The organism is Pseudomonas hydrolytica (genome assembly GCF_021495345.1).
Classification (GTDB): Bacteria; Pseudomonadota; Gammaproteobacteria; order Pseudomonadales; family Pseudomonadaceae; genus Aquipseudomonas; species Aquipseudomonas hydrolytica.
In genome coordinates this window covers 4,103,537-4,129,190 of sequence record NZ_CP099397.1, presented here as the reverse complement: position 1 = coordinate 4,129,190, position 25,654 = coordinate 4,103,537, and the positions used below count along the sequence as shown (strand labels likewise).

Sequence of the window (25,654 nt, the reverse complement as noted above, 5' to 3'; positions counted from 1 at the left end):
GCTCGTTCATGCTCAATAAATATCCCCTTTGGAAGTACCTGCTGATTCTCGCCGTATTGGCGATCGGCCTGGTCTACTCCATCCCTAATCTCTATCCGGATGATCCGGCCGTGCAGATCAGTGGTGCCAGTTCGGCGCTGAGCATCGAGCAGGGCGACGTCGAGCGCGCCAGCAAGGCGCTGCAGGACGCCGGCATCCAGGTCAAGGCTGCCAGCCTCGATGAGCGCGGCCGTGGCGGTCTGATCCGTCTGACCAAGCAGGATGACCAGTTGCCGGCCAAGGACATCGTCCGCCGCGTGCTGGGCGACGACTACGTGGTGGCGCTGAACCTGGCACAAACCACTCCCGACTGGCTGCGCAGCCTGGGCGCCAGCCCGATGAAGCTTGGCCTGGACCTGTCCGGTGGTGTGCACTTCCTGCTGGAAGTGGACATGGACAAGGCGCTGGATGTGCGGCGCAAGGTCTACGAAGGCGAGATCAAGAGCCTGCTGCGCAAGGAGCGCATCCGCTACCGCAGCATGCCGGAGCAGGGCGGCCGTATTCAGCTCGGCTTCGCCGACAGCGATACGCTGGAAAAAGCCCAGCGTCTGATCCGCAAGGACTACAACGATTTCGAGCTGACCACCGTCGAGCGCGGCGGCCAGCAGGTGCTGCAGCTGGCGCTGACTCAGGCGAAGATTGCCGAGATTCGCGAATACTCCATTCGCCAGAACCTCACCACCGTGCGTAACCGCGTCAACGAGCTGGGTGTGGCCGAGCCGCTGGTGCAGCGTCAGGGTGCCAACCGCATCGTGGTCGAGCTGCCGGGTGTGCAGGATACCGCCGAAGCCAAGCGTATCCTCGGCAAGACCGCCAACCTGGAGTTCCGCCTGCAGGCCGATCTCGACGCGCCGCGCGGTGCAACCGAGACCTTCGGTTTCCGCGAGGAGGGGCGTCCGCCGGTGCAGCTCGAGCGTGAGCTGATCATCACCGGTGACCAGGTCACCGATGCCCAGGCCAGCTTCGACGAGAACGGCCGCCCGCAGGTGAACATCCGCCTCGACGGCCATGGCGGCGATCTGATGAACCGCGCCACGCGCAACAACGTTGGCCGCAGCATGGCGGTGATCTTCATCGAACAGAAGCCGGTCACCCGCTACGTGCGTCAGACCGTCGACGGTGTCGAGCAGGAAGTCGCCGTCTCTTCGTTCGTCGAAGAGAAGAAGATCATCAGCCTGGCCACCATCCAGTCGGCGCTGGGCAGCCAGTTCCGCATCACCGGCCTGAACGGCCAGGGAGAGTCCTCGGAACTGGCGCTGCTGCTGCGTGCCGGTGGCCTGGCCGCGCCGATGTACTTCGCTGAAGAGCGCACCATCGGCCCGAGCCTGGGTGCCGAAAACATCGCCAAGGGTATCGAGTCCACCGAGTGGGCGATGATCTTCGTGGCGCTGTTCATCATCGCCATCTACCGCTTCTTCGGCGTGCTGGCGACCGTGGCGCTGGCCTTCAACCTGGTACTGTTGGTGGGGCTGATGTCGGCCATTGGCGCGACGCTGACGCTGCCCGGTATCGCCGGTATCGTGCTGACCCTGGGTATGGCGGTGGATGCCAACGTGCTGATCTTCTCGCGCATACGCGAGGAACTGGCCAACGGGCTGCACGTGCAGCGTGCCATCCATGAGGGTTTCGACCGCGCCTACTCGGCGATTCTCGACAGTAACCTGACCACCCTGCTGGTCGGCGGCATCCTGTTCGCCATGGGGACCGGCCCGGTCAAGGGCTTCGCGGTGACCATGTCGTTGGGCATCATCACGTCGATGTTCACCGCCATCATGTTCACCCGTGGTCTGGTCAACCTGATCTTCGGTGGCCGTAACTTCAAGAAGCTGTGGATCTGAGGTGCAGCCATGATCAAATCAACCATTCGTTTCATGGCGGTACGCAATATCGCCTTCGCCATGACCCTGGTGCTTACCGTGGTCGGCCTGGGGGCTCTGTTCTCCAAGGGGCTGAACTTCGGCCTGGACTTCACCGGCGGTACCCTGATCGAGCTGCAATACGAGCAGGCCGCGGATCTCGAGGTGATCAAGCGCGAGCTGGGTCAGGCCGGTTATACCGATGCCGTGGTGCAGAGCTTCGGCGCCAGCACCGATGTGCTGGTGCGTCTGGCCGGGGATGACCCGGATCTGGGTAGTCGGGTTGCCGAGGCGCTGCGCAAGGTCGACAGCACCACCCGTTTCGAGGTCAAGCGGGTCGAGTTCGTCGGTCCGCAGGTTGGCGAAGAGCTGCGCGACCAGGGCGGCATCGCCATGCTCCTGGCGCTGGGCGGCATCATGCTGTACCTGGCATTCCGCTTTCAGTGGAAGTTCGGTGTTGGCGCCATCGCATCCCTGGTGCATGACGTGATCATCACCCTGGGCGTGCTGGCGTTCTTCCGGGTTCCGTTCGATCTGACCGTGCTGGCTGCCATCCTGGCGATGATCGGCTACTCGCTGAACGACACCATCATCATCTACGACCGCATCCGCGAGAACTTCCGCGTGCTGCGCAAGGCGTCGCTGATCGAGAACATCGATATCTCCATCACTCAGACGCTGATGCGCACCATCGCCACCTCGTTGTCCACTGCGCTGGCACTGCTGGCGCTGCTGTTCTTCGGTGGTGACGTGCTGGCCGCCTTCGCCCTGACTCTGCTGGTCGGTGTGGTGGTGGGTACCTACTCGTCGGTTTATATCGGCGCCACGGTGCTGGTGTGGCTGAAGCTCAGCGTGGAGGACCTGATCCCGCCGGTGGCTGACGCCGAGGTCGACGACGGTCGTCCCTGATGCTGTGACGCAGTTCATGTAAGGCAGACCAAGCCGCGAAAAGTCGAACTTTTCGCGGCTTTTTGCTGTCCTAGGCAAGGAGAAGGGCGCGAGGCGCCGAGCCTAGGAGACAACAAATCATGAACAAGTCGATGCTGGTAGGTGCCGTGCTGGGCGCGGTGGGTGTTACGGCAGGTGGCGCGGTCGCTACTTACAGTCTGGTGGATCGTGGTCCGTCCTATGCCGAGGTGCTGGCGGTGACCCCGGTCAAGGAAACCATCAAGACCCCGCGTGAAGTGTGCAAGGACGTCACCGTGACGCGTCAGCGACCGGTGCAGGATCAGCACCAGATCGCCGGTACCGCCATTGGTGCCATTGCCGGTGGTCTGCTGGGTAACCAGGTCGGTGGCGGCAGCGGCAAGAAGATCGCCACGGTGGCCGGCGCGGTCGGTGGCGGCTATGCCGGCAACAAGATTCAGGAAGGCATGCAGCAGCGCGATACCTATACCACCACGGAAACCCGCTGCAATACCGTGACCGATACCAGCGAGAAGCTGGTGGGTTACGACGTGAAGTATCAGGTGGGCGAGAAGATCGGCACGGTGCGTATGGATCGTGATCCGGGCAGCCAGATTCCGCTGAACAAGCAGGGTGAGCTGGTGCTGGTGCAGCAGACTCAGTAAGAACTGCGCTCAATAAAAAACGCCCCTCGGGGCGTTTTTTTGTGGCCTGCCATCCTTGGCGGCCACCCTACGGGCCGTCGCTGCGCGACGTCAAAAATCGCTCTGGGCGATTTTTTATTGCTCGATGGAGGCTCAGCGCTTCATCGACGGTGCCAGGTGCGGCTGAATCGCAGTCAGCACGGCCTTGAAGCACTTGGTGTTGCCGGCGACGATCTGACCCTTCTCGAGAAATTCATGGCCGCCGCTGAAGTCGCTGACCAGGCCGCCTGCTTCCTGAATCAGCAGTGCGCCTGCGGCCATGTCCCACTCGGACAGGCCGAATTCCCAGAATGCATCGAAGCGGCCGGCCGCAACGTAAGCCAGGTCCAGGCTTGCAGCGCCTGCGCGGCGGATGCCGGCGGTCTGGCCAGTCAGGCTGCGGAACATGTTCAGGTAGTTGTCCAGGTGGTCGAGCTGGCCGTCGCGGAACGGGAAGCCGGTGCCGAGCAGGGCGCCTTCGAGGCTCTTGCGATTGCTCACGCGCAGGCGGCGACCGTTAAGGGCTGCACCGCGGCCGCGGCTGGCGGTGAACTCTTCCTGGCGCACCGGGTCGAGGACGATGGCGTGCTCGAGGCGGCCGCGATACTTGCAGGCAATGCTGATGGCGAAATGCGGTACGCCGCGGACGAAGTTGGTGGTGCCGTCCAGCGGGTCGATGATCCACTGATAATCGGCGCCATCGCCGCTACCTTCCAGCACGCCGCCTTCTTCACCCAGAAAGCTGTGGGTCGGGTAGGCCTTGCGGATGGCCTGGACGATCATCAGCTCGGCGGCCTTGTCGACCTCGGTGACGTAATCCTTGGCATCCTTCTCGTCGACCGAGATGACATCCAGGCGCTCGATGGAGCGAAAGATCATTTCACCGGCGCTGCGAGCGGCGCGCAGGGCGATATTCAGCATGGGCTGCATGGGAGGTTCACCTGGGGCGTTAAAGAAAGCCGGCCATGTTAGCAGAAAACCGTTCTTGATGAAGCGCCGTCTGTACCTCGCATGGCAATCACGCAAGGGCTTGGGTAAGATCGTTGCCCCCTAATCGTTTCTGAGAGTGGCTGCGTTGCTGGACAAAATTCGCGTCGTTCTGGTGGGTACCAGTCATCCGGGCAATATCGGCGGTGCCGCGCGGGCAATGAAAAACATGGGCCTGTCGCGTCTGGTGCTGGTGGCGCCCGAGGATTTCCCGAGTGGCGATGCCGTTGCGCGGGCCTCCGGTGCGACCGATGTGCTGGACGCCGCGCAGGTGGTCGACACGCTGGAGGAGGCGCTGGTCGGTTGCACCCTGGTGGTCGGCACCAGTGCGCGTGATCGACGCATTCCCTGGCCCTTGCTCGATCCGCGTGAGTGCGGTGTGACCAGTTGCGAGCAGGCGGCCGCTGGGGGTGAGGTGGCGTTGGTGTTCGGCCGCGAGTACGCCGGCCTGACCAACGAGGAGCTGCAGCGATGTCAATACCACGTGCATATTCCGTCCAATCCGGAGTTCAGTTCGCTGAACCTGGCTGCGGCGGTGCAGGTGCTGGCCTATGAAGTGCGCATGGCCTGGCTGACCGCTTCGAGTCTGCCGACCAAGGTGGAGAAGCTGGAAACCACGGCGATGCTCAATTCCCAGGCGGCGACCGCGGATGAGCTGGAGTCCTTCTACGGCCATCTGCGTCGCGTGCTGGTGATGATCGGTTTTCTCGATCCGCAGAAGCCACGGCACCTGATGACTCGCCTGCGTCGTCTTTACGGGCGCAGTGCGGTGAGCAAGTTGGAAATGAACATCCTGCGCGGCATCCTTACCGAGACGGAGAAGGCCGTGCGTGGAGAGCCTCACAAGCAGGGGAAGTCTGATGTTTGAACGCATGCGAGAAGATATCCAGAGCGTTTTTCACCGTGATCCGGCGGCGCGTAATGCCTTCGAGGTGGTGACCTGCTATCCGGGGTTGCATGCGGTCTGGCTGCACCGGTTGGCCCATGCGCTGTGGCGCTCGGGCTGGAAGTGGCCGGCGCGGGTAGTCTCCAATTTCGGTCGCTGGATGACCGGTATCGAGATCCATCCGGGGGCGAAGATCGGTCGGCGTTTCTTCATCGATCACGGAATGGGCATCGTCATTGGCGAGACCGCCGAGATCGGTAACGACGTGACGCTGTACCAGGGGGTGACCCTGGGCGGCACCAGCTGGAACAAGGGCAAGCGCCACCCGACTCTGGAAGACGGTGTGGTGGTCGGCGCCGGGGCCAAGGTGCTGGGGCCGTTCACCGTCGGCGCCGGGGCCAAGATCGGCTCCAATGCCGTGGTGACCAAGGAGGTGCCGGCCGGTGCCACCGCGGTGGGGATTCCCGGCAAGATCATCGTCAAGTCCGATGACGAGCAGGAAGCCAAGCGCCAGGCGATGGCCGAGAAGATCGGCTTCGATGCCTACGGCGTCGGTCAGGACATGCCGGACCCGGTGGCGCGTGCCATCGGCCAGTTGCTCGATCACCTGCACGCGGTCGACGGACGCCTGGAGGGGATGTGCAAGGCGCTGACGGCGCTTGGCAGCGACTACTGCGCCAAGGACCTGCCGACACTGCGTGACGAAGACTTCGCCGATGTCTGCAAGGACCAGCAGCAGGGCGACAAGCCCGCTGCCTGATGCAGGGGGAGGCGGTTCTTGCTATAGTGCCGCCTCTTTTTGCGGTCAATCCTGAGTAAATCAATAGGTCTTATAGTTGACTTAAATACTCGGGAATCGCATACTTCGCCGCAATTCAGTGATTCGTGGTAGAGCCATGCGACTGACCACCAAAGGCCGTTACGCCGTTACCGCCATGCTCGATCTGGCGCTGCACGCGCAGCACGGTCCCGTTTCCCTGGCCGATATTTCCGAGCGGCAGGGCATCTCCCTGTCCTATCTCGAGCAACTGTTCGCCAAGCTGCGCCGTGGCAACCTGGTTTCCAGCGTGCGCGGGCCCGGTGGCGGCTACCAGCTGTCGCGTGACATGCGCGGTATCCAGGTGGCTCAGGTGATCGATGCGGTCAACGAATCCGTGGATGCCACGCGTTGCCAGGGGCAGGGCGATTGCCACTCTGGCGACACCTGTCTGACCCATCACCTGTGGTGCGATCTCAGTCAGCAGATTCATGAGTTCCTCAGTGGCATCAGTCTGGCTGATCTGGTCGCGCGCCGTGAGGTTCAAGAGGTCGCGTTGCGCCAGGATCAGCGTCGCTGCTCCGGCAGAGGCACTATGCCGCATTTGGATAAGATTGAAGCGTCTGCCATCGAGTGAGCAGGGCGTTTGCCTGATAGGAGAAACCCAATGAAATTGCCCATTTACCTCGATTATTCCGCCACCACGCCGGTCGATCCGCGTGTCGCGCAGAAGATGAGCGAATGCCTGCTGGTCGACGGTAACTTCGGCAACCCGGCTTCGCGCTCGCACGTATTCGGCTGGAAGGCCGAGGAAGCGGTGGAAAACGCTCGTCGTCAGGTCGCCGAGCTGGTCAATGCCGACCCGCGCGAGATCGTCTGGACCAGCGGTGCCACCGAGTCCGACAACCTCGCCATCAAGGGCGTGGCGCATTTCTACGCCAGCAAGGGCAAACACATCATCACCTCGAAGATCGAGCACAAGGCGGTGCTGGACACCACTCGCCAGCTCGAACGCGAAGGTTTCGAAGTCACCTATCTCGAGCCGGGCGAAGATGGTCTGATCACGCCGGCCATGGTCGAAGCAGCGCTGCGTGACGACACCACGCTGGTGTCGGTCATGCACGTCAACAACGAGATCGGCACCATCAACGACATCGCCGCCATCGGCGAGCTGACCCGCTCGCGCGGTGTGCTGCTGCATGTCGATGCCGCGCAGTCCACCGGCAAGGTGGAAATCGATCTGGAAAAGATGAAGGTCGACCTGATGTCCTTCTCCGCGCACAAGACCTACGGCCCGAAAGGCGTGGGCGCATTGTACGTGCGCCGCAAGCCGCGTGTGCGCCTGGAAGCGCAGACCCACGGTGGCGGCCATGAGCGCGGCATGCGCTCCGGCACCCTGGCCACCCACCAGTGCGTGGGTATGGGCGAGGCCTTCCGTATCGCCAAGGAAGAGATGGCTGCGGAAAACCAGCGCATCACCGCCTTGCGCGACCGCTTCTACCGCCAGCTCGAAGGCATGGAAGAGCTGTACGTCAACGGCAGCCTGACTGCCCGCGTGCCGCACAACCTCAACCTGAGCTTCAACTATGTCGAGGGCGAGTCGCTGATCATGGCGCTCAAGGACCTCGCCGTATCGTCCGGTTCGGCCTGTACCTCGGCCTCCCTGGAGCCGTCCTACGTACTGCGCGCGCTGGGCCGCAACGACGAACTGGCGCATAGCTCGATTCGCTTCACCTTCGGTCGTTTCACCACCGAAGAAGAGGTCGACTACGCTGCTGCCAAGGTCCGCGAGGCCGTGGACAAGCTGCGTGAACTGTCGCCCCTGTGGGATATGTTCAAAGAAGGTGTCGACCTTTCCTCCGTGGAATGGGCAGCACACTGATAGCTGCCTGAAGAGCGGCACCTGATGAGAGAGGAAGTACAGCATGGCTTACAGTGACAAGGTCATCGACCACTACGAAAACCCGCGCAACGTCGGCAAGCTGAACGCCGAAGATCCGGATGTCGGCACCGGCATGGTCGGCGCGCCGGCCTGCGGTGACGTGATGCGCCTGCAGATCAAGGTCAACGAAAGCGGCGTGATCGAAGACGCCAAGTTCAAGACCTACGGCTGCGGTTCGGCTATCGCCTCCAGCTCCCTCGCCACCGAGTGGATGAAGGGCAAGACTCTGGATGAGGCCGAGAGCATCAAGAACACCCAGCTCGCCGAAGAACTGGCGCTGCCGCCGGTGAAGATCCACTGCTCCGTGCTCGCCGAGGACGCCATCAAGGCGGCCGTGCGCGATTACAAGCAGAAGAAAGGCTTGCTCTGATACGAGGTTTGCAATGGCCATCACCATGTCTGAAGCTGCTGCCCGCCATGTGCAGCGCTCCCTCGAGGGGCGCGGCAAGGGTGAGGGCATTCGTCTCGGTGTGCGTACTACCGGCTGCTCCGGCCTGGCCTACGTGCTCGAATTCGTCGATGAGCTGGCGGCCGAGGATCAGGTTTTCGAGAGCCACGGCGTCAAGGTGATCATCGATCCCAAGAGCCTGGTCTATCTCGACGGCACCGAACTGGACTTCGTCAAGGAAGGCCTCAACGAGGGCTTCAAGTTCAACAACCCCAACGTGCGCGGTGAATGCGGCTGCGGCGAAAGCTTCAACGTTTGAGGCGCCTGCGTGGGTAATCCTTGCCATTTCGCCCTGTTCGATCTGCAGCCGAGTTTTCGTCTCGACCTCGAGCAGTTGGCCGCACGCTATCGCGAGCTGGCGCGCCAGGTTCATCCGGATCGCTTCGCCGATGCCGGTGAGCGCGAGCAGCGTCTGGCGCTGGAGCGCTCGGCCTGTCTCAACGAGGCTTATCAGGTCCTGAAGACGCCGTCGCAGCGAGCGCGTTATCTGCTGGCCCTGCGTGGGCCCGAGCTGCCGCTGGAAGTGACGGTCCAGGATCCGGATTTTCTGCTGCAGCAGATGCAGCTGCGCGAGGAGCTGGAAGAACTGCAGGATGACGCCGATCTCGCCGGCGTCGCGGCCTTCAAGCTGCGCCTGAAAACCGCACAAGAGCAGCTCAATGACAGTTTCGCCGCGTGCTGGGACGACGATACCCGGCGCGAGGAGGCCGAGCGCCTGATGCGTCGCATGCAGTTCCTCGACAAGCTGTCCCATGAAGTGCGCCAGTTAGAAGAGCGCCTCGACGATTAACCTGTAGGTTGCTTCGGCAGCCTGCCTGATGATTTCAAGAAGACCATGGCCTTATTGCAGATCGCCGAGCCTGGGCAGAGCCCGCAACCGCACCAGCGTCGGCTGGCGGTGGGAATCGACCTGGGTACCACCAATTCGCTGGTGGCTGCTGTACGCAGCGGCCTGGCCGAACCCCTGGCCGATGGCGATGGCAAGGTCATCCTGCCGTCGGCCGTGCGCTATCACCCGCAGCACGTGGAAGTTGGCGAGTCGGCCAAGCTGGCGGCGGCCAGCGATCCGTTCAACACCGTGCTGTCGGTCAAGCGCCTGATGGGCCGTGGTATCGCCGACGTGCATCAGCTGGGCGAGCAACTGCCCTATCGCTTCGCCGCGGGCGAGTCGCATATGCCGTTCATCGAGACCGTGCAGGGGGCGAAGAGCCCGGTCGAGGTCTCGGCGGAAATTCTCAAGACGCTGCGTCTGCGTGCCGAGCAGACCCTGGGCGGCGAGCTGGTCGGGGCGGTGATTACCGTGCCGGCCTATTTCGATGACGCCCAGCGCCAGGCCACCAAGGATGCCGCACGGTTGGCCGGGCTCAATGTATTGCGCCTGCTCAACGAGCCAACCGCTGCCGCTGTGGCCTATGGCCTGGATCAGAAGGCCGAGGGTGTGGTCGCGATCTACGATCTGGGTGGCGGTACCTTCGATATCTCCATCCTGCGCCTGACCGGTGGCGTGTTCGAAGTGCTGGCCACCGGTGGCGACAGTGCGCTGGGTGGTGATGACTTCGATCATGCCATTGCCGACTGGATCATCCAGCAAGCCGGCATTTCCAGCGATCTCGATCCGTCGGCGCAGCGCAGCCTGTTGCAGGCCGCTTGTGCGGCCAAGGAAGGGCTGACGAATGCTGATCACGTCGAGCTGAGCCATGGCGACTGGCGCGGTACGCTGTCGCGCGAGCAGTTCGAGGCGCTGATCGAGCCCATGGTCGCACGCAGCCTCAAGGCCTGCCGGCGCGCGCTGCGCGATTCGGGCGTCGAGCTGGAAGAAGTCAGCGCCGTGGTCATGGTCGGTGGCTCCACTCGCGTGCCGCGCGTGCGCGAGGCGGTGGTCGAGCTGTTCGGTCGCACGCCGCTGACCAATATCGATCCCGATCAGGTGGTGGCCATCGGCGCTGCGATCCAGGCTGACACCCTGGCGGGCAATCAGCGTGGCGAGGGCGAAGAGCTGCTGTTGCTGGATGTGATCCCGCTGTCGCTCGGCCTGGAAACCATGGGCGGGCTGATGGAGAAGCTGATTCCGCGCAATACCACCATTCCGGTAGCGCGTGCGCAGGACTTCACCACCTACAAGGATGGCCAGACGGCCATGATGATTCACGTGCTGCAGGGCGAGCGCGAGCTGATCGCCGACTGCCGCTCCCTGGCACGTTTCGAATTGCGCGGCATCCCGCCGATGGTGGCTGGTGCGGCGAAGATTCGAGTGACCTTCCAGGTCGATGCCGACGGCCTGCTCAGCGTCGCCGCGCGCGAGTTGGGCTCGGGCGTGGAGGCGAGCATTCAGGTCAAGCCTTCCTATGGCCTGACCGATGGCGAGATCGCGCGCATGCTGCAGGACTCCTTCCAGAACGCCGGCGACGACAAGGCTGCACGGGCTCTGCGTGAGCAGCAGGTCGATGCCCAGCGCCTGATCGAGGCGGTCGAGGCGGCCCTGCAAGCCGATGGCGAGCGCCTGCTCGATGCCGAGGAGCGTGAGGTCATCGAATTGCAGGTGCAGGAGCTGCGCGACCTGCTCGCCAGCAATGACGGCCTGGCCATCGAGCGGCAGAGCAAACGCCTGTCGCAGGTGACCGATGCTTTTGCTGCCCGTCGTCTTGATTCGACGGTGAAGGCCGCGCTGGCTGGGCGCAATCTCAACGAGATCGAGGAATAATTGATGCCGCAGGTGATTTTTCTGCCTCACGAGCGATTCTGCCCGGAAGGCCTGGTGGTAGAGGCCGAACCCGGGATCTCGATCCTCGAGCTGGCGCACCAGCACCATATCGAGATGGAGAGTGCCTGTGGCGGCGTGTGCGCCTGCACCACCTGCCACTGCATCGTGCGCGAGGGCTTCGACTCGCTTAACGAGGCGGACGAGCTGGAAGAGGACTATCTGGACAAGGCGTGGGGCCTGGAGGCCCAATCGCGTCTGGCCTGTCAGGCGATCGTCGGTGAGGAAGACCTCACCATCGAAATTCCCAAGTATTCGCTGAATCACGCGGCAGAAGCGCCGCACTGAGCCTGGAAACCTCATCATGAGTTTGAAATGGGTTGATGTGCTGGAGATCGCCATCCAGTTGAGCGAGAGCAAGCCTGATGTCGATCCGCGCTACGTGAACTTCGTCGATCTGCATCGCTGGGTCGTGGAGCTGCCGGAATTCGCCGATGACCCGCAACGCGGCGGCGAAAAAGTGCTCGAGGCCATTCAGGCGGCCTGGATCGAAGAGTTGTAGATCAGCACTCGCTGCAAGCCTCTGGCTACAACAGTCAGGGCGGCTCGTAGCTTTTACTTGCAGCTATAGGCTTGCCGCCTGTGGCTGCCATCCCGGAACCCGCGTATAATTCGCGGGTTTAATTTTTCGCTTTAACCCTAAGTTTCTGGAGCTTCACATGGCTGTTCAACGTACTTTCTCCATCATCAAGCCGGACGCCGTTGCCAAGAACGTCATCGGTGAGATCACCACCCGTTTCGAAAAGGCCGGTCTGCGCGTCGTCGCGTCGAAGATGGTGCAACTGTCCGAGCGCGAAGCTGCCGGTTTCTACGCTGAGCACAGCGAGCGCGGTTTCTTCAAGGATCTGGTTGCCTTCATGACCTCCGGTCCGGTCATCGTCCAGGTTCTGGAAGGTGAAGATGCCGTTCTGAAAAACCGCGAGCTGATGGGCGCTACCAACCCGAAAGAAGCTGCTCCGGGCACCATCCGCGCCGATTTCGCCGTTTCCATCGACGAGAACGCCGTTCACGGTTCGGACTCCGAAGCATCCGCTGCGCGCGAGATCGCTTACTTCTTCTCCGCCACCGAGCTGTGCGCGCGCATTCGCTGATTGGCGAATGAAGCGAGGGTGAAGCCATGACCAATACCACCGGCAAGATCAACCTGCTGGGCCTGACCCAGCCGGAAATGGAACAGTTCTTCGAGTCCATCGGCGAGAAGCGCTTCCGTGCCGGCCAGGTAATGAAGTGGATTCACCACTTTGGCGTCGATGATTTCGCCGCCATGACCAATGTCGGCAAGGCCTTGCGCGAGAAGCTCGAGGCCTCTGCCGAGATTCGCGGCCCGGAAGTGGTCAGCGAGAATATTTCCGCCGATGGCACGCGCAAGTGGGTGGTGCGTGTGGCGTCGGGCAGCTGCGTGGAAACCGTGTACATCCCGCAGAAAGGCCGCGGCACCCTGTGCGTGTCGTCGCAGGCCGGTTGTGCCCTGGACTGCAGCTTTTGCTCCACCGGCAAACAGGGTTTCAACAGCGACCTGACCAGCGCCGAGATCATCGGCCAGGTGTGGATCGCCAACAAATCCTTCGGCACCGTGCCGGCGAAGATCGACCGCGCCATCACCAACGTGGTGATGATGGGCATGGGCGAGCCGCTGCTGAACTTCGACAACGTCGTCTCTGCCATGCAGATCATGATGGACGATCTGGGTTATGGCATTTCCAAGCGCAAGGTGACCCTGTCCACCTCCGGCGTGGTGCCGATGATCGACAAGCTGGCCGAAGTCATTGACGTGTCTCTGGCCCTGTCGCTGCACGCGCCCAACGACGAGCTGCGCAACCAGCTGGTGCCGATCAACAAGAAGTACCCGCTGGACATGCTGCTGGCGGCCTGCAAGCGCTACGTCGCCAAGCTTGGCGAGAAACGTGTGCTGACCATCGAGTACACCCTGCTCAAGGGGGTCAACGATCAGCCCGAGCATGCTGAGCAGATGATCGCACTTCTCGCCGATGTGCCTTGCAAGATCAACCTGATTCCGTTTAATCCCTTCCCCTTCTCGGGGTACGAGCGGCCGAGTAATAACGCCATTCGCCGCTTCCAGGACCTGTTGCACAAGGCCGGTCATAACGTCACGGTACGCACTACGCGGGGTGACGATATCGATGCGGCCTGCGGCCAGTTGGTCGGCCAGGTGATGGATCGTACCCGGCGTAGTGAGCGCTACATTGCCGTGCGCCAGCTGGGCAGCGAGGCACAAGAGCCACGCGCTGCCGCTAACCGAAATTGAAGAGAGGATGTCTATGAGTTCGCGCCCCGCGCTGTTGTTGCTAGTTGTCAGTCTGCTCGGCGGCTGTGTGACTACCGGTGACGTTGACCCCATGCGTACGACTAAAGGGCGCGACGAGGCGCGCGATGCCTATGTGAAACTCGGCATCGCCTATATCCAGCAGGGCGATACCCAGCGCGCCAAGGTGCCGCTGAAGAGTGCGCTGGAGCTGGACGCCTCCAACGCCGATGCGCATGCGGCCCTGGCCATGGCGTTCCAGCTGGAGATGGAGCCGAAGCTGGCCGATGAGCATTTTCGCAAGGCGCTGTCCCTGCGCCCCAAGGATGCGCGCCTGCTGAACAACTACGCCGGCTTCCTGTTCGAGCAGAAGCGCTACCAGGACGCCATGAACACCTACCTCAAGGCCGCCGAGGACAACCTTTATCCCGAGCGCTCGCGGGTGTTCGAGAACCTCGGGCTCACCGCCCTGCAGCTGAAGCAGCGTGAGCAGGCCAAGGAGTACTTCCAGCGCTCGCTGCGCCTGAGCAGCCGCCAGCCGCGGGCGTTGCTGGAGATGGCCATGCTGTCCTACGAGGACAAGGAGTACGTGCCGGCTCGTCGTTACTATGACAGCTACAGCGAAATCGCCCCGCAGAACGCGCGCAGCCTGCTGCTCGGCGCACGTCTGGCCGAGGTGTTCGAGGATCGTGACAGGGCTGCCAGCCTCGGGCTGCAGCTACGCCGTCTGTATCCGGCTTCTCAGGAATATCAGCAATACGTTTCGGGGCAAAAATGAAAGCGGCACATAGCGAAGCAGTGACTCAGCCAATGCCGAGCAATCCGGGCGAAAGTCTGCGTCAGGCCCGTGAGATCAAGGGCTGGAGCGTCGCCGAAGTGGCCATGCAGCTCAACCTCACCCCGCAGCGTCTGGCCCAGATCGAAGCAGGTGCTTTCGACAAGCTGCCGGGCACCACCTTCGCTCGTGGCTACATCCGTGCCTATGCCAAGTTGCTGGAGCTGGATCAGAACCGCCTGGTGCTGGAGTTCGATCAGTTCACCGGCACCGATGCCACCGGCAGCAACGTGCATAGCCTGGGGCGTATCGAGGAGCCCGTGCGCTATTCGCAGAGCATCCTGCGTCTGGTCAGTTTCCTGCTGTTGCTGGCGCTGATCGGCGCCGGTTTCCTGTGGTGGCAGGAACAGGGGCGGTCGGTGACCAGTCTGGCTGACCTGGGGCTCGAGCATGTGGAAGTGGAGGGTGCCGATGGCACCACTCAGGTGCATTCGCTGGCCGAGCCGGAAGACCAGGCCGTGGTCGCGGCCCAGGGTAACGAGTCGGCCAGTCCGCTGTTGCTGCCGATCGAGCCGGGCGAAGCGCCGGAAGCCGTAACCGAAACCCAGCAGCCTGCCGCAGAAGGCACCGCCGCTGCGCCGACTCCCGCGCCTTCCGCTGCGCCCGAAGCCACCCAGCCGGATACCGCTGCAGCACCGCAGGCGCCGGCCGCGCCGGAGCCCACTGCACCCGTCGCGGTCGCGCCAGGGCAGGGCGCCCTGAGCGTACAGTTCACCGCCGATTGCTGGACGCAGGTGACCGATGCCGATGGCAAGGTGCTGCTCAGCGCGCTCAAGCGCAGTGGCGAGCGCATCGAATTGACTGGCAAGGCGCCCATGGAATTGCGTCTGGGCTTCGCGCGCGGCGCTCAGGTCCGCTTCAACGGCGAAAACGTGGATGTCGCGCCGTACATGACCGGCGAAACCGCGCGCCTGAAACTGGGGTTGTAAAGCATGCATTGCGAATCGCCGATCAAGCGTCGCCTGTCGCGCAAGATCTGGGTTGGCTCGGTACCGGTAGGCGGCGATGCGCCGATTGCCGTACAGAGCATGACCAACACCGACACCAACGATGTGGCGGCCACCGTGGCGCAGATCCGTCGCCTGGAAGATGCCGGCGCCGACATCGTGCGCGTTTCCGTGCCGGACATGGATGCCGCCGAGGCCTTCGGCCGCATCAAGCAGCAGGTACGCGTACCGCTGGTGGCGGATATTCATTTCGACTACCAGATCGCCCTGCGCGTGGCCGAGCTGGGCGTCGACTGCCTGCGCATCAATCCCGGCAACATCGGCCGTGAGGACCGCGTCAAGGCGGTGGTCGAGGCCGCACGCGACAAGGGCATTCCGATCCGCATCGGGGTCAACGCCGGGTCCCTGGAAAAGGACCTGCAGAAGAAGTACGGCGAGCCGACTCCCGCGGCGCTGGTGGAATCCGCGCTGCGTCATGTCGAGCATCTCGATCGCCTGAACTTCCCGGACTTCAAGGTCAGTGTGAAGGCTTCCGACGTGTTCATGGCCGTCGAGGCCTATCGCCTGCTGGCCAAGCAGATCGAGCAACCGCTGCACCTGGGCATCACCGAGGCCGGTGGCCTGCGCTCCGGTACCGTGAAGTCCGCAGTCGGCCTGGGCATGCTGCTGGCCGAGGGGATTGGCGATACCATCCGCATCTCGCTGGCCGCCGACCCGGTGGAAGAGATCAAGGTCGGTTTCGACATTCTCAAATCCCTGCGCCTGCGTTCGCGTGGCATCAACTTCATCGCCTGCCCGAGCTGCTCGCGGCAGAACTTCGATGTGGTCAAGACCATGAACGAACTGGAGAGCCGCGTCGAGGATCTGCTGGTGCCGCTGGACGTGGCCGTGATCGGCTGCGTGGTCAACGGCCCCGGCGAAGCCAAGGAGGCGCATATCGGCCTCACCGGTGGTAGCCCGAACAACCTGGTCTACATCGATGGCAAACCGGCCTCGAAGCTGACCAACGAAAACCTGGTGGACGAGCTGGAGAAGCTCATCCGCGACAAGGCGGCCGAAAAAGCCGCCGCCGATGCCGCCGTGATCGTGCGCAGCTGATCGCTGCGCTTTAAGGATTCTTTGTGAGCAAGTCCCTACAAGCCATTCGTGGCATGAACGATATCCTGCCGGAGCAGACGCCTGCCTGGCGCTACCTGGAAAGCACCCTGGTCAGCCTGCTCGACGGCTACGGCTACAAGGAAATCCGCCTGCCCATCGTCGAATACACCGAGCTGTTCGCCCGGGGCATCGGCGAGGGCACCGACGTGGTCGACAAGGAGATGTACACCTTCCTCGACCGCAACGAAGAATCCCTGACCCTGCGCCCCGAAGGCACCGCCGGTTGCGTGCGCGCCGTGCTCGAGCATGGCCTGGCCGGCGGCGGCCAGGTGCAGAAGCTGTGGTACGCCGGCCCCATGTTCCGCTACGAGAAGCCGCAGAAGGGCCGTTATCGCCAGTTCCATCAGGTGGGTGTGGAAGCCTTCAACCTGCCGGGCCCGGACGTCGATGCCGAGCTGATCGTGCTGACCTGGCGTCTGTGGAAGAAACTCGGCCTGGCCGATGCGGTGACCCTGCAGCTCAACAGCCTGGGTTCCAGCGAGGCGCGCGCTGCCTATCGCGACGCCCTGGTGGCCTACCTGCAGGAGCGCTTCGACCAGCTCGACGAGGACAGCCAGCGCCGTCTGAGCACCAACCCGCTGCGCATTCTCGACAGCAAGAACGAGGCGACCCAGGCCGTGCTGGTCGGTGCGCCGACCCTGGGCGACTACCTCGACGAGGAGTCGCGTCTGCACTTCGAGGGCGTCAAGGCGCGCCTGGATGCGGCCGGCATTCGCTATCAGATCAACCACAAGCTGGTGCGCGGTCTGGATTACTACAACCGCACCGTGTTCGAGTGGGTCACCGACAAGCTCGGCGCCCAGGGCACGGTGTGCGCTGGCGGTCGCTACGACGGCCTGGTGGCGCAACTGGGTGGCAAGGCCACGCCGGGTGTCGGCTTCGCCATGGGTGTCGAGCGCCTGGTGCTGCTGCTGGAAACCCTGGACCTGTTGCCGGCAGAGCTCAATCGCCCTGCCGACGTATACGTCTGCGCCTTTGGCGAGGCGGCGGAGCTGGCGGCGCTGGCGCTGACCGAGCGTCTGCGCGACGAGTTGCCGGGGCTGCGTCTGCTGCTCAATAGCGGTGGCGGCAGCTTCAAGAGCCAGTTCAAGAAGGCCGACAAGAGCGGCGCGCGTTATGCGCTGATTCTGGGGGACGACGAATTGGCAGGGCGCGTGGTAGGTTGCAAGCCGCTGCGCGACGACAGTGAACAACAAAGCGTTGCCTGGGATGCTCTGGCCGAGCATCTGGCCGCCTGCCAGCAGGCCTGAGCAGGCTCTCGATTAGGAGTACGGGGTTAGACATGCAGACCGAAGACGAACAGATCGCGCAACTCAAGGACTGGTGGGATCGCAACGGCAAGCCTTTGCTGGCCGGCGGGGTATTGGCGCTGGTGGCCGTATTCGGCTGGCAGGGCTGGCAGAAGTACCAGGTCAACCAGGCACAAAGCGCTTCTCTGATCTATCAGCAACTGCTGGAGACCGCACTGAACCCGGCCGGCACGCCCGATGCGGCCAAGGTCGCCGAGCTGGCCGGTAAACTCAACAGCGAGTTCGGCGGTAGCCATTACGCCCAGTACGGCAGTCTGTTCGTCGCCAAGGTGGCGGTCGAGGCGGACAGGCTGGACGATGCCGCGGCTGCGCTGCAGCGCGTGCTGGACAAGCCTGCCGATGCCACGCTCGGCGAGCTGGCGCGTCAGCGCCTGGCCCGCGTATTGGCAGCTCAGGACAAGGCCGACGAGGCGCTGAAGCTGCTCGATGCCAAGGTCGAGAACGCCTTCCTCGCCAGCCGTGAAGAACTCAAGGGCGACCTGCTGGTGAAGCTGGGTCGCAGTGACGACGCGCACGCTGCCTATCAGAAGGCCAAGGATGCGCTGGCCGAAGACGCCGCTGTCGGCGGCCTGCAGATGAAGCTGGACGACCTGGCAAAAGGGGATGCGTGACGTGATGCGTTGGAAGAATGCCGCACTGCTGGCTCTGGCCGTTCTGGCCGTGGGTTGCAGCAGCAATAGCAAGAAGGAACTGCCGCCGGCCGAGCTGACCAAGTTCGACGCCGAAGTCGAACTGCGCACCGAGTGGAGCCGCTCCGTTGGTGACGGTCAGGGCGAAACCTTCAACATGCTGGTACCGGCTATCGACGGCGAAGTGATCTACGCTGCCGACGTCGAAGGCCTGGTCATGGCCATGGACCGCACCACCGGCAAGGTCATCTGGCGCAAGAAGCTGGACATCCCGGTTTCTGGCGCCATCGGCGTTGGCTACGGCCAGGTGCTGCTGGGCACGCTCAAGGGTGAGGTGATCGCCCTGGACTCCAGCGATGGCGAAGAGCAGTGGCGCTCGCGCGTGACCAGCGAAGTGCTGGCGGCGCCGGCCAGCAACGGCGATATCGTCGTGGTGCAGACCCAGGACGACCGCCTGATCGCCTTCGACGCCAGCACCGGCAGCCAGCGCTGGATCGTCGAGAACACCCCGGCCGTGCTGACCCTGCGTGGTACCGGCGCGCCGCTGGTGACCAACCGTCTGGTGGTCGCCGGCCTGTCCAGTGGCAAGGTGATTGCAGTCGACGCCCAGCGTGGCCTGCCGGTGTGGGAACAGCGCGTCGCCATTCCGCAAGGTCGTTCCGAGCTGGAGCGCGTGGTGGACATTGACGGCGGTCTGCTGCTGTCCGGCGGCACCGTCTACGCGGTGAGCTACCAGGGCCGTGTCGCGGCCATGGATCTGGAGTCCGGTCGCGTGCTGTGGCAGCGCGAGGCGTCCAGCTCGGTAGGCGTCGCTCAGGGCTTCGGCAACGTCTACGTCAGCCATGCCAGCGGCACCGTCGAAGGTATCGACGAGCGCAGCGCCTCGGCGCTGTGGAGCAATGATTCGATGGCGCGTCGCCAGCTCTCGGGGCCGGCGGTGTTCTCTAGCTATGTCGCCGTGGGTGACTTCGAGGGCTATCTGCACCTGCTGAGCCAGGTTGATGGTCGCTTCGTCGGCCGTACCCGCATCGACAGCGACGGCCTGCGCGCCCAGCCGCTGGTGGTGGGTGACTGGCTGTACGTCTACGGCAACAGCGGCAAGCTGGTGGCTCTGACCATCAAGTAAGCCGACTATGCTGCCTTAACCTGGCAGCACGCAGTATCCCGGCCGCTGCCCCTGCAGCGGCCTTTGCATTTTCTGAATTAACTCAAGTGGAGAGCCTGATGGTTCCCGTAATTGCCCTGGTGGGCCGGCCGAACGTCGGCAAGTCCACACTCTTCAACCGCCTGACCCGCAGCCGCGACGCTATCGTTGGCGATCTGTCCGGTCTGACCCGCGACCGCCAGTACGGTGAGGCGAAGTGGCAGGGGCGCACCTATATCGTGATCGACACCGGGGGTATTTCCGGGGACGAGGAAGGCATCGACGCGAAGATGGCCGAGCAGTCGCTGCAGGCCATCGAGGAAGCCGATGCCGTGCTGTTCCTGGTGGACGCGCGCGCCGGCATGACCGCCTCGGACCAGATGATCGGCGAGCATCTGCGTCGACGCAACAAGCGCAGCTTCCTGGTGGTGAACAAGGTCGACAACCTCGACGTCGACCTGGCTCGCGCCGAATTCAGCCCCATGGGCCTGGGCGAGCCGCTGGCGATTGCCGGTGCCCATGGCCGTGGCATCACCCAGATGCTCGAGGCCGTGCTCGGCATCTTCCCCAAGGATGCCGGCGAGCCGGAAGAGGGTGCCGAAGCAGAGGAGGAGGTGCAGGAAGGCCAGGAGGCCAAGCGCATCCCCGGGCCGAGCGAGAAGGACGGCATCAAGCTGGCCATCATCGGCCGCCCCAACGTCGGCAAGTCGACGCTGGTCAACCGTATGCTCGGCGAAGAGCGGGTCATCGTGTATGACCAGGCCGGCACCACGCGCGACAGCATCTACATCCCCTTCGAGCGCGACGACGAGAAATACACCCTGATCGACACCGCCGGTGTGCGCCGCCGCGGCAAGATCTTCGAGGCGGTGGAAAAGTTCTCCGTGGTCAAGACGCTGCAGGCCATTCAGGACTCCAACGTCGTGGTGTTCGTCATGGACGCCCGCGAAGGGGTGGTCGACCACGATCTCAACCTGCTCGGCTTCGTGCTGGAAAGCGGTCGCGCCCTGGTCATCGCCCTGAACAAGTGGGACGGCATGGATCAGGGCCAGAAGGACTACGTGAAGACCGAGCTGGAGCGCCGGCTGTTCTTCGTGGACTTCGCCGATATCCACTTCATCTCCGCGTTGCACGGCACCGGCGTCGGTCATCTGTACAAGTCGGTGCAGGCCGCCTTCCACTCGGCCGTCACTCGCTGGCCGACCAGCCGCCTGACGCAGATCCTCGAGGATGCCGTCAGCGACCACGCGCCGCCGCTGGTCAACGGTCGCCGCATCAAGCTGCGCTACGCCCACCTGGGTGGCGCCAACCCGCCGCTGATCGTGATCCACGGCAATCAGGTCGACGCCGTACCGCGCGCCTACACCCGTTACCTGGAAAACACCTTCCGCCGTGTGCTGAAACTGGTGGGTACGCCGATCCGCATCGAGTACAAGGGCGGCGAGAACCCCTACGAGGGCAACAAGAACAAGCTCACCGACCGCCAGGTGAACAAGAAGCGTCGCCTGATGAGCCACCACAAGAAGGCCGAGAAGAAGCGCAAGGACAAGCGCAAGTAAGCACCCACCGTGCACGTCGGACGGCGTTCGGCGTGCACGGCATAAGCTTCCAGCCTCTTTTCATAAGCGCTGCGGCTGCCGCCTGCGGCGTCCTTCGGCTATCCTCGCGGCTTGCCTTGTTCTTCTTAGGAAGTCGCGATGCTTGTCAGCAAACTGCCCAACGTCGGCACCACCATCTTCACGCGGATGTCCCAGCTCGCCCTTGAGGCTGGCGCGATCAACCTGTCCCAAGGCTTCCCCGATTTTGACGGCCCGCAGGCATTGCGCGAAGCCGTGGCGCGCCATGTGCTGGAAGGGCGCAACCAGTACAGCCCGATGACCGGTCTGCCGAGTCTGCGCCAGCAGGTGGCGGCGAAGATCGCCCGCAGTTATGGCGTGCAGCGTGATGCCGACAGCGAGATTACCATCACCCCCGGCGCCACCGAGGCGATCTTCTGCGCGGTGCAGGCGCTGATCCGCGCTGGCGATGAAGCCATCGTGCTCGACCCTTGCTACGACAGTTACGAGCCCTCGGTGGAGCTGGCCGGTGGGCGCTGCGTACACGTGCCGCTGGCCCTGCCGGATTTTGCCGTGGACTGGCAGCGCCTCGCCGATGCGATCACGCCGCATACCCGGCTGATCTTCCTCAACTCGCCGCACAACCCCAGTGGCGCGCTGCTGACGCGCGCCGATCTGAACAAGCTGGCCGAGCTGATTCGCGGTCGCGATATCCATGTGATCAGCGACGAGGTCTACGAGCACCTGATCTACGATGGCGCCCGCCATGCCAGCGTGCTGGCCCACGAGGAGCTGTATCGGCGCGCCTTCGTGGTCAGCTCCTTCGGCAAGACCTATCACGTCACCGGCTGGAAGACCGGCTACGTGGTGGCGCCGTCGGCATTGACTGCCGAGCTGCGCAAGATTCACCAGTACGTCAATTTCTGCGGAGTGACACCGCTGCAGCACGGCCTGGCCGATTTCATGGCGGCCTGCCCTGAGCACGTGGAGGAGCTGCCGGCCTTCTACCAGGCCAAGCGCGATCTGTTCTGCGACCTGCTGGCCGGCTCGCGTTTCACCTTCACCCGCGCGCCGGGCACCTACTTCCAGCTGGCCGACTATTCGGCGATCCGCCCGGACCTGGACGATGTGGCCATGGCCGAGTGGCTGACCCGCGAGCATGGCGTGGCGGCGATTCCAGTCTCGGTGTTCTATCAGTCAGCACCCAAAGACATGCGCCTGGTGCGTTTCTGCTTCGCCAAGCGCGAGGAGACCCTGCGCCAGGCTGCGGAAAAACTCTGCGCGGTGTGAGCTCGCTTCTACCGCTTCTGTGAGACCTTGACATGAGCGACAAACCCGACCTAGAACTGGCGCTGGTCCAGACCGGCCTGGCCTGGCACGATCCGGCCGCCAACCGCGAGCACTTCCAGGCCTTGCTGCAGCAGGCGCGTGGCGCCGATCTGGTGATCCTGCCGGAGATGTTTTCCACCGGCTTTTCCATGGACTCGGCCGAACTGGCCGAGCCCGAGAACGGCCCGACCACGCTCTGGTTGCGCGAGCAGGCGCAGGCTATCGGCGCGGTGATCTGCGGCAGCCTGATCATCCAGGCGGCCGATGGCAGCTACCGCAACCGCCTGCTCTGGGCGCGCCCGGATGGTTCGCTGGCGCATTACGACAAGCGCCATCTGTTTCGCATGGCCGGCGAGCACAAGCATTACAGCGCCGGTGATCAGCAGGTGGTGCTGGAGCTGAACGGCTGGCGCGTGCGCCCGCTGATCTGCTACGACCTGCGCTTCCCGGTGTGGAGTCGCGATGCCGGCGGGACCGATCTGCTCATTTATACCGCCAACTGGCCCGGCGCTCGCCGCCAGCACTGGAATCGACTGCTGCCGGCGCGGGCCATCGAGAACCTGTGCTATGTCGCGGCTGTGAACCGCATCGGCGAGGACGGCAAGGGCCACGGGTATACTGGCGATTCCCAGGTGCTGGATTTCCAAGGCGAGGCGCTGCTGGCGGCGGGTGATGGTGATGGTGTGTTCCGCGCCCGGCTGTCGAGCGAGGCACTGGCTGCCTACCGCGAGCGCTTCCCGGCGCACCTGGATGCCGATACCTTCACCTTGAGCTGATCAGGAGCTACATGAACATGGACGTACAGCAGAGCAATCCCTTCCAGCCTCCGCAGGCCGACCTGCAGCAGGCCACCGCCAATCAGTTGCCGCTCTACAGCGTCGCGGGTGTTGGCCTGGCGACCTTCATCGGCACGCCGCTGGCTGGCGCCTGGTTGCTGGCGCATAACCTGCAACTGCTCGGCAAGGCGGATCGCGTGGCGATGGTCTGGGGCATTTCCGTCTTCCTGCTGGTGGTTACCTTGGTCCTGGCTTTCGTCTTGCCGGAAGAGGTGCCCGCAATGCCGTTCGCCATCGCACAGTTGATGGCAATGATCATGTTTGCCAAGAGCCTCATGGAAGCTGATCTCAAGCAGCATGCCGAGGCCGGTGGTGCGTTTCTGTCCAAGTGGCGGGCAGCGGGCATCGGCCTGTTATTCACCATCGGCCTGGCCGCGCTGATGTTCGCGGTGCTAATGATTTTTGATATCTAAACGTCTTGAGTCCTGGATTTGATCGGGCGATGAAACGCGCCGGCATGAGTCTGAGGGAGATGCTTCGTAGGGTGCGCCGTGCGCACCAGGACCGACGATGCCTGATCCTCGGTGCGCACGGCGCACCCTACGCCACTGATGATTTCGATATTTGAGTGTCATGTTCCCGGATTACATCCGGGCTACGCATAGCAAAACGCCGGGCAATGCCCGGCGTTGTCGTTTTAGCCTCGGCGGATCAGGCCGCCTGCGACTCGGCCTGGCTCAGGGCGCGGTTCAGCGCGCTGAACAGGGCGCGGAAGCTGGCGGTGGTCAGGTTCTCGTCGATGCCGATGCCGTGCAGGGCGCGGCCGCCGTTGACGCGCAGCTCGATGTACGCCGCGGCCTTGGCGTTGGTGCCGGCGCCGATGGCGTGCTCGCTGTAGTCCATGATCTCGACGGCCACTGGCAGGCCGGCCACCAGGGCTTCCAGCGGACCCTTGCCGATACCGCGCCAGTGATGGCTTTCGCCAGCGCTGATCACTTCAACGTCCACTGCGCTGGTGCCGTTCTCTTCCTGCAGGCGATGGCCTTTCAGGGCGTAGGGAGCGCTGGCCTGCAGGTACTCGCTTTCCAGCAACTGATAGATCTGCGCGGCGGTCATTTCCAGGCCCAGGCGATCGGTCTCGCGCTGCACCACCTGGCTGAACTCGATCTGCATGCGCCGCGGCAGGCTGATGCCGTACTCCTGCTCGAGCAGGAAGGTGATACCGCCCTTGCCGGACTGGCTGTTGACGCGAATCACCGCCTCGTAGTCGCGGCCGATGTCGGCCGGGTCGATCGGCAGGTAGGGCACTTCCCATACGGCGTCATCTTTCTGCTGGGCGAAGCCCTTGCGGATGGCGTCCTGGTGCGAGCCGGAGAAGGCGGTGTGGACCAGGTCGCCGGCATAGGGATGGCGCGGGTGCACGGGAATCTGGTTGCAGTCCTCGACCACCTTGCGCACCGCGTCGATGTCGGAGAAGTCCAGCTGCGGATCGACGCCCTGGGTGTAGAGGTTCAATGCCAGGGTCACCAGGCAGACGTTGCCGGTGCGCTCGCCGTTGCCGAACAGGCAGCCCTCGACGCGATCAGCGCCGGCCATCACCGCCAGCTCAGAGGCGGCCACGCCGGTGCCGCGGTCGTTATGGGTGTGCACGCTGATCAGCACGCTGTCGCGGCGGTCGACGTGGCGGCCGAACCATTCGATCTGGTCGGCGTAGTTGTTCGGCGTGGCGCATTCGACGGTGGCCGGCAGGTTGAGGATCAGCTTGTTCGCCGGGGTCGGCTGGAACACCTCGATCACCGCGTTGCACACCTCGACGGCGAAATCGGTCTCGGTCGAGCTGAACACCTCGGGCGAGTACTCGAAGCCCCATCGGGTATCCGGCTGTGCGGCGGCCAGGCGCTTGATGGTCTTGCCGGCAGCCACGGCGATGGCCTTGACGCCGGCCTTGTCCTGGTTGAAGACGATCTTGCGGAAGCTCGGCGCGCAGGCGTTGTAGTAGTGGACGATGGCGCGCTTGGCGCCCTTGAGCGATTCGAAGGTGCGCTCGATGAGATCGTCACGAGCCTGGGTCAGCACCTGGATGGTCACGTCGTCGGGAATATGGCCGCCCTCGATCAGCTCGCGAACGAAGTCGAAGTCGGTCTGCGAGGCGGACGGGAAACCCACTTCGATTTCCTTGAGGCCCACCGCGACCAGGCACTTGAAGAAGCGCATCTTCTTCTCGGCGTCCATCGGCTCGATCAGCGACTGGTTGCCGTCGCGCAGGTCGGTGGACAGCCAGATCGGTGCACGGTCGATGACCCTGTCCGGCCAGGTACGGTCGGGCAGGGCGATGGGCGTGAACGGACGGTACTTCTGCGAAGGGTCTTTGAGCATGGTCATGGTGCGATCCTGTATGCGGCGGCCAGCGATGGGCCAGGAATGGTCGAGGCGTAGGAGCGAGGC

Annotated in this window: 27 protein-coding genes; 25 read left to right on the top strand and 2 right to left on the bottom strand. The window is 63.6% G+C overall.

Annotated elements, in window-relative coordinates:
- Positions 1-8: 8 nt before the first annotated feature.
- The 3 genes from secD (at position 9) to L1F06_RS19325 (ending at position 3,466) form a co-directional block, all read left to right on the top strand.
- Positions 9-1,877 (top strand): protein translocase subunit SecD, encoded by a 1,869-nt coding sequence (gene secD, locus L1F06_RS19335; protein ID WP_012019512.1) that lies wholly within the window; start codon positions 9-11, stop codon positions 1,875-1,877.
- Between the two features lie 12 nt (positions 1,878-1,889).
- Positions 1,890-2,804 carry a protein translocase subunit SecF gene (secF, locus tag L1F06_RS19330; protein ID WP_177491032.1) on the top strand — a complete coding sequence of 305 codons (915 nt, stop codon included), beginning with the start codon at positions 1,890-1,892 and terminating at the stop codon, positions 2,802-2,804.
- A 119-nt stretch (positions 2,805-2,923) separates the two neighbouring features.
- Complete coding sequence (locus L1F06_RS19325; protein WP_003246239.1) at positions 2,924-3,466, top strand: glycine zipper 2TM domain-containing protein; 543 nt, start codon at positions 2,924-2,926, stop codon at positions 3,464-3,466.
- 132 nt (positions 3,467-3,598) lie between these two features.
- On the opposite strand, the gene suhB is transcribed toward L1F06_RS19325, so the two are convergent.
- Positions 3,599-4,414, bottom strand: coding sequence for a type III secretion system regulator SuhB (gene suhB, locus L1F06_RS19320; RefSeq protein WP_003246238.1), 816 nt, complete (start codon positions 4,412-4,414; stop codon positions 3,599-3,601).
- A 136-nt stretch (positions 4,415-4,550) separates the two neighbouring features.
- Here suhB and trmJ point away from each other — a divergent pair, with 136 nt between their 5' ends.
- The 22 genes from trmJ (at position 4,551) to L1F06_RS19210 (ending at position 23,682) form a co-directional block, all read left to right on the top strand.
- Entirely contained in the window at positions 4,551-5,339 is a 789-nt protein-coding gene (gene trmJ / locus L1F06_RS19315; protein ID WP_129481749.1) for a tRNA (cytosine(32)/uridine(32)-2'-O)-methyltransferase TrmJ, read from the top strand.
- A complete protein-coding gene (gene cysE, locus L1F06_RS19310) occupies positions 5,332-6,117 on the top strand; it encodes a serine O-acetyltransferase (protein WP_129481748.1) in 786 nt (261 codons plus the stop codon). Before trmJ ends, cysE begins: the two co-directional genes overlap by 8 nt.
- A 136-nt stretch (positions 6,118-6,253) precedes the next feature.
- On the top strand, positions 6,254-6,751 hold the full coding sequence (iscR, locus tag L1F06_RS19305; protein WP_003246235.1) for a Fe-S cluster assembly transcriptional regulator IscR: 498 nt from the start codon (positions 6,254-6,256) through the stop codon (positions 6,749-6,751).
- 30 nt (positions 6,752-6,781) lie between these two features.
- Positions 6,782-7,996, top strand: coding sequence for an IscS subfamily cysteine desulfurase (locus L1F06_RS19300; protein WP_003246234.1), 1,215 nt, complete (start codon positions 6,782-6,784; stop codon positions 7,994-7,996).
- Positions 7,997-8,039: 43 nt separating this feature from the next.
- Positions 8,040-8,426: a Fe-S cluster assembly scaffold IscU gene (gene iscU, locus L1F06_RS19295; protein ID WP_003246233.1), complete on the top strand. Its 387-nt coding sequence runs from the start codon at positions 8,040-8,042 to the stop codon at positions 8,424-8,426.
- Between the two features lie 13 nt (positions 8,427-8,439).
- On the top strand, positions 8,440-8,763 hold the full coding sequence (gene iscA, locus L1F06_RS19290; RefSeq protein WP_003246232.1) for an iron-sulfur cluster assembly protein IscA: 324 nt from the start codon (positions 8,440-8,442) through the stop codon (positions 8,761-8,763).
- A gap of 9 nt (positions 8,764-8,772) precedes the next feature.
- Positions 8,773-9,294: a co-chaperone HscB gene (gene hscB / locus L1F06_RS19285; protein ID WP_129481747.1), complete on the top strand. Its 522-nt coding sequence runs from the start codon at positions 8,773-8,775 to the stop codon at positions 9,292-9,294.
- Positions 9,295-9,339: 45 nt separating this feature from the next.
- The gene (hscA, locus tag L1F06_RS19280) at positions 9,340-11,205 is read left to right on the top strand and encodes a Fe-S protein assembly chaperone HscA (RefSeq protein WP_129481746.1); all 1,866 of its coding nucleotides are present in this window, start codon (positions 9,340-9,342) and stop codon (positions 11,203-11,205) included.
- A gap of 3 nt (positions 11,206-11,208) precedes the next feature.
- Entirely contained in the window at positions 11,209-11,550 is a 342-nt protein-coding gene (gene fdx, locus L1F06_RS19275) for an ISC system 2Fe-2S type ferredoxin (protein WP_012019505.1), read from the top strand.
- Between the two features lie 16 nt (positions 11,551-11,566).
- Positions 11,567-11,764 (top strand): Fe-S cluster assembly protein IscX, encoded by a 198-nt coding sequence (gene iscX / locus L1F06_RS19270; RefSeq protein ID WP_003246226.1) that lies wholly within the window; start codon positions 11,567-11,569, stop codon positions 11,762-11,764.
- 157 nt (positions 11,765-11,921) lie between these two features.
- Positions 11,922-12,353, top strand: coding sequence for a nucleoside-diphosphate kinase (gene ndk / locus L1F06_RS19265; protein ID WP_003246225.1), 432 nt, complete (start codon positions 11,922-11,924; stop codon positions 12,351-12,353).
- A 26-nt stretch (positions 12,354-12,379) separates the two neighbouring features.
- Positions 12,380-13,528 carry a dual-specificity RNA methyltransferase RlmN gene (gene rlmN / locus L1F06_RS19260; protein ID WP_129481745.1) on the top strand — a complete coding sequence of 383 codons (1,149 nt, stop codon included), beginning with the start codon at positions 12,380-12,382 and terminating at the stop codon, positions 13,526-13,528.
- Between the two features lie 13 nt (positions 13,529-13,541).
- Positions 13,542-14,303: a type IV pilus biogenesis/stability protein PilW gene (pilW, locus tag L1F06_RS19255; protein ID WP_129481744.1), complete on the top strand. Its 762-nt coding sequence runs from the start codon at positions 13,542-13,544 to the stop codon at positions 14,301-14,303.
- Positions 14,300-15,289, top strand: a complete 990-nt coding sequence (locus tag L1F06_RS19250) for a RodZ domain-containing protein (protein WP_129481743.1) — start codon at positions 14,300-14,302, stop codon at positions 15,287-15,289. Before pilW ends, L1F06_RS19250 begins: the two co-directional genes overlap by 4 nt.
- Before the next feature lie 3 nt (positions 15,290-15,292).
- Positions 15,293-16,405, top strand: coding sequence for a flavodoxin-dependent (E)-4-hydroxy-3-methylbut-2-enyl-diphosphate synthase (gene ispG / locus L1F06_RS19245; RefSeq protein ID WP_003246221.1), 1,113 nt, complete (start codon positions 15,293-15,295; stop codon positions 16,403-16,405).
- Positions 16,406-16,428: 23 nt separating this feature from the next.
- Positions 16,429-17,715 (top strand): histidine--tRNA ligase, encoded by a 1,287-nt coding sequence (gene hisS, locus L1F06_RS19240; protein WP_129481742.1) that lies wholly within the window; start codon positions 16,429-16,431, stop codon positions 17,713-17,715.
- Between the two features lie 32 nt (positions 17,716-17,747).
- Positions 17,748-18,386, top strand: a complete 639-nt coding sequence (locus L1F06_RS19235) for a tetratricopeptide repeat protein (protein ID WP_003246219.1) — start codon at positions 17,748-17,750, stop codon at positions 18,384-18,386.
- Positions 18,379-19,530, top strand: a complete 1,152-nt coding sequence (gene bamB / locus L1F06_RS19230; RefSeq protein ID WP_129481741.1) for an outer membrane protein assembly factor BamB — start codon at positions 18,379-18,381, stop codon at positions 19,528-19,530. Before L1F06_RS19235 ends, bamB begins: the two co-directional genes overlap by 8 nt.
- Before the next feature lie 98 nt (positions 19,531-19,628).
- Positions 19,629-21,107, top strand: a complete 1,479-nt coding sequence (der, locus tag L1F06_RS19225; protein WP_012019500.1) for a ribosome biogenesis GTPase Der — start codon at positions 19,629-19,631, stop codon at positions 21,105-21,107.
- A gap of 138 nt (positions 21,108-21,245) precedes the next feature.
- Complete coding sequence (locus tag L1F06_RS19220) at positions 21,246-22,394, top strand: pyridoxal phosphate-dependent aminotransferase (RefSeq protein ID WP_129481740.1); 1,149 nt, start codon at positions 21,246-21,248, stop codon at positions 22,392-22,394.
- 32 nt (positions 22,395-22,426) lie between these two features.
- Positions 22,427-23,209, top strand: a complete 783-nt coding sequence (locus tag L1F06_RS19215; protein ID WP_129481739.1) for an amidohydrolase — start codon at positions 22,427-22,429, stop codon at positions 23,207-23,209.
- 17 nt (positions 23,210-23,226) lie between these two features.
- Positions 23,227-23,682, top strand: coding sequence for a hypothetical protein (locus L1F06_RS19210; RefSeq protein WP_129481825.1), 456 nt, complete (start codon positions 23,227-23,229; stop codon positions 23,680-23,682).
- 238 nt (positions 23,683-23,920) lie between these two features.
- Here the strand turns inward: L1F06_RS19210 and leuA are convergent, their stop codons facing one another.
- Complete coding sequence (gene leuA / locus L1F06_RS19205) at positions 23,921-25,591, bottom strand: 2-isopropylmalate synthase (protein WP_129481738.1); 1,671 nt, start codon at positions 25,589-25,591, stop codon at positions 23,921-23,923.
- Positions 25,592-25,654 lie beyond the last annotated feature (63 nt).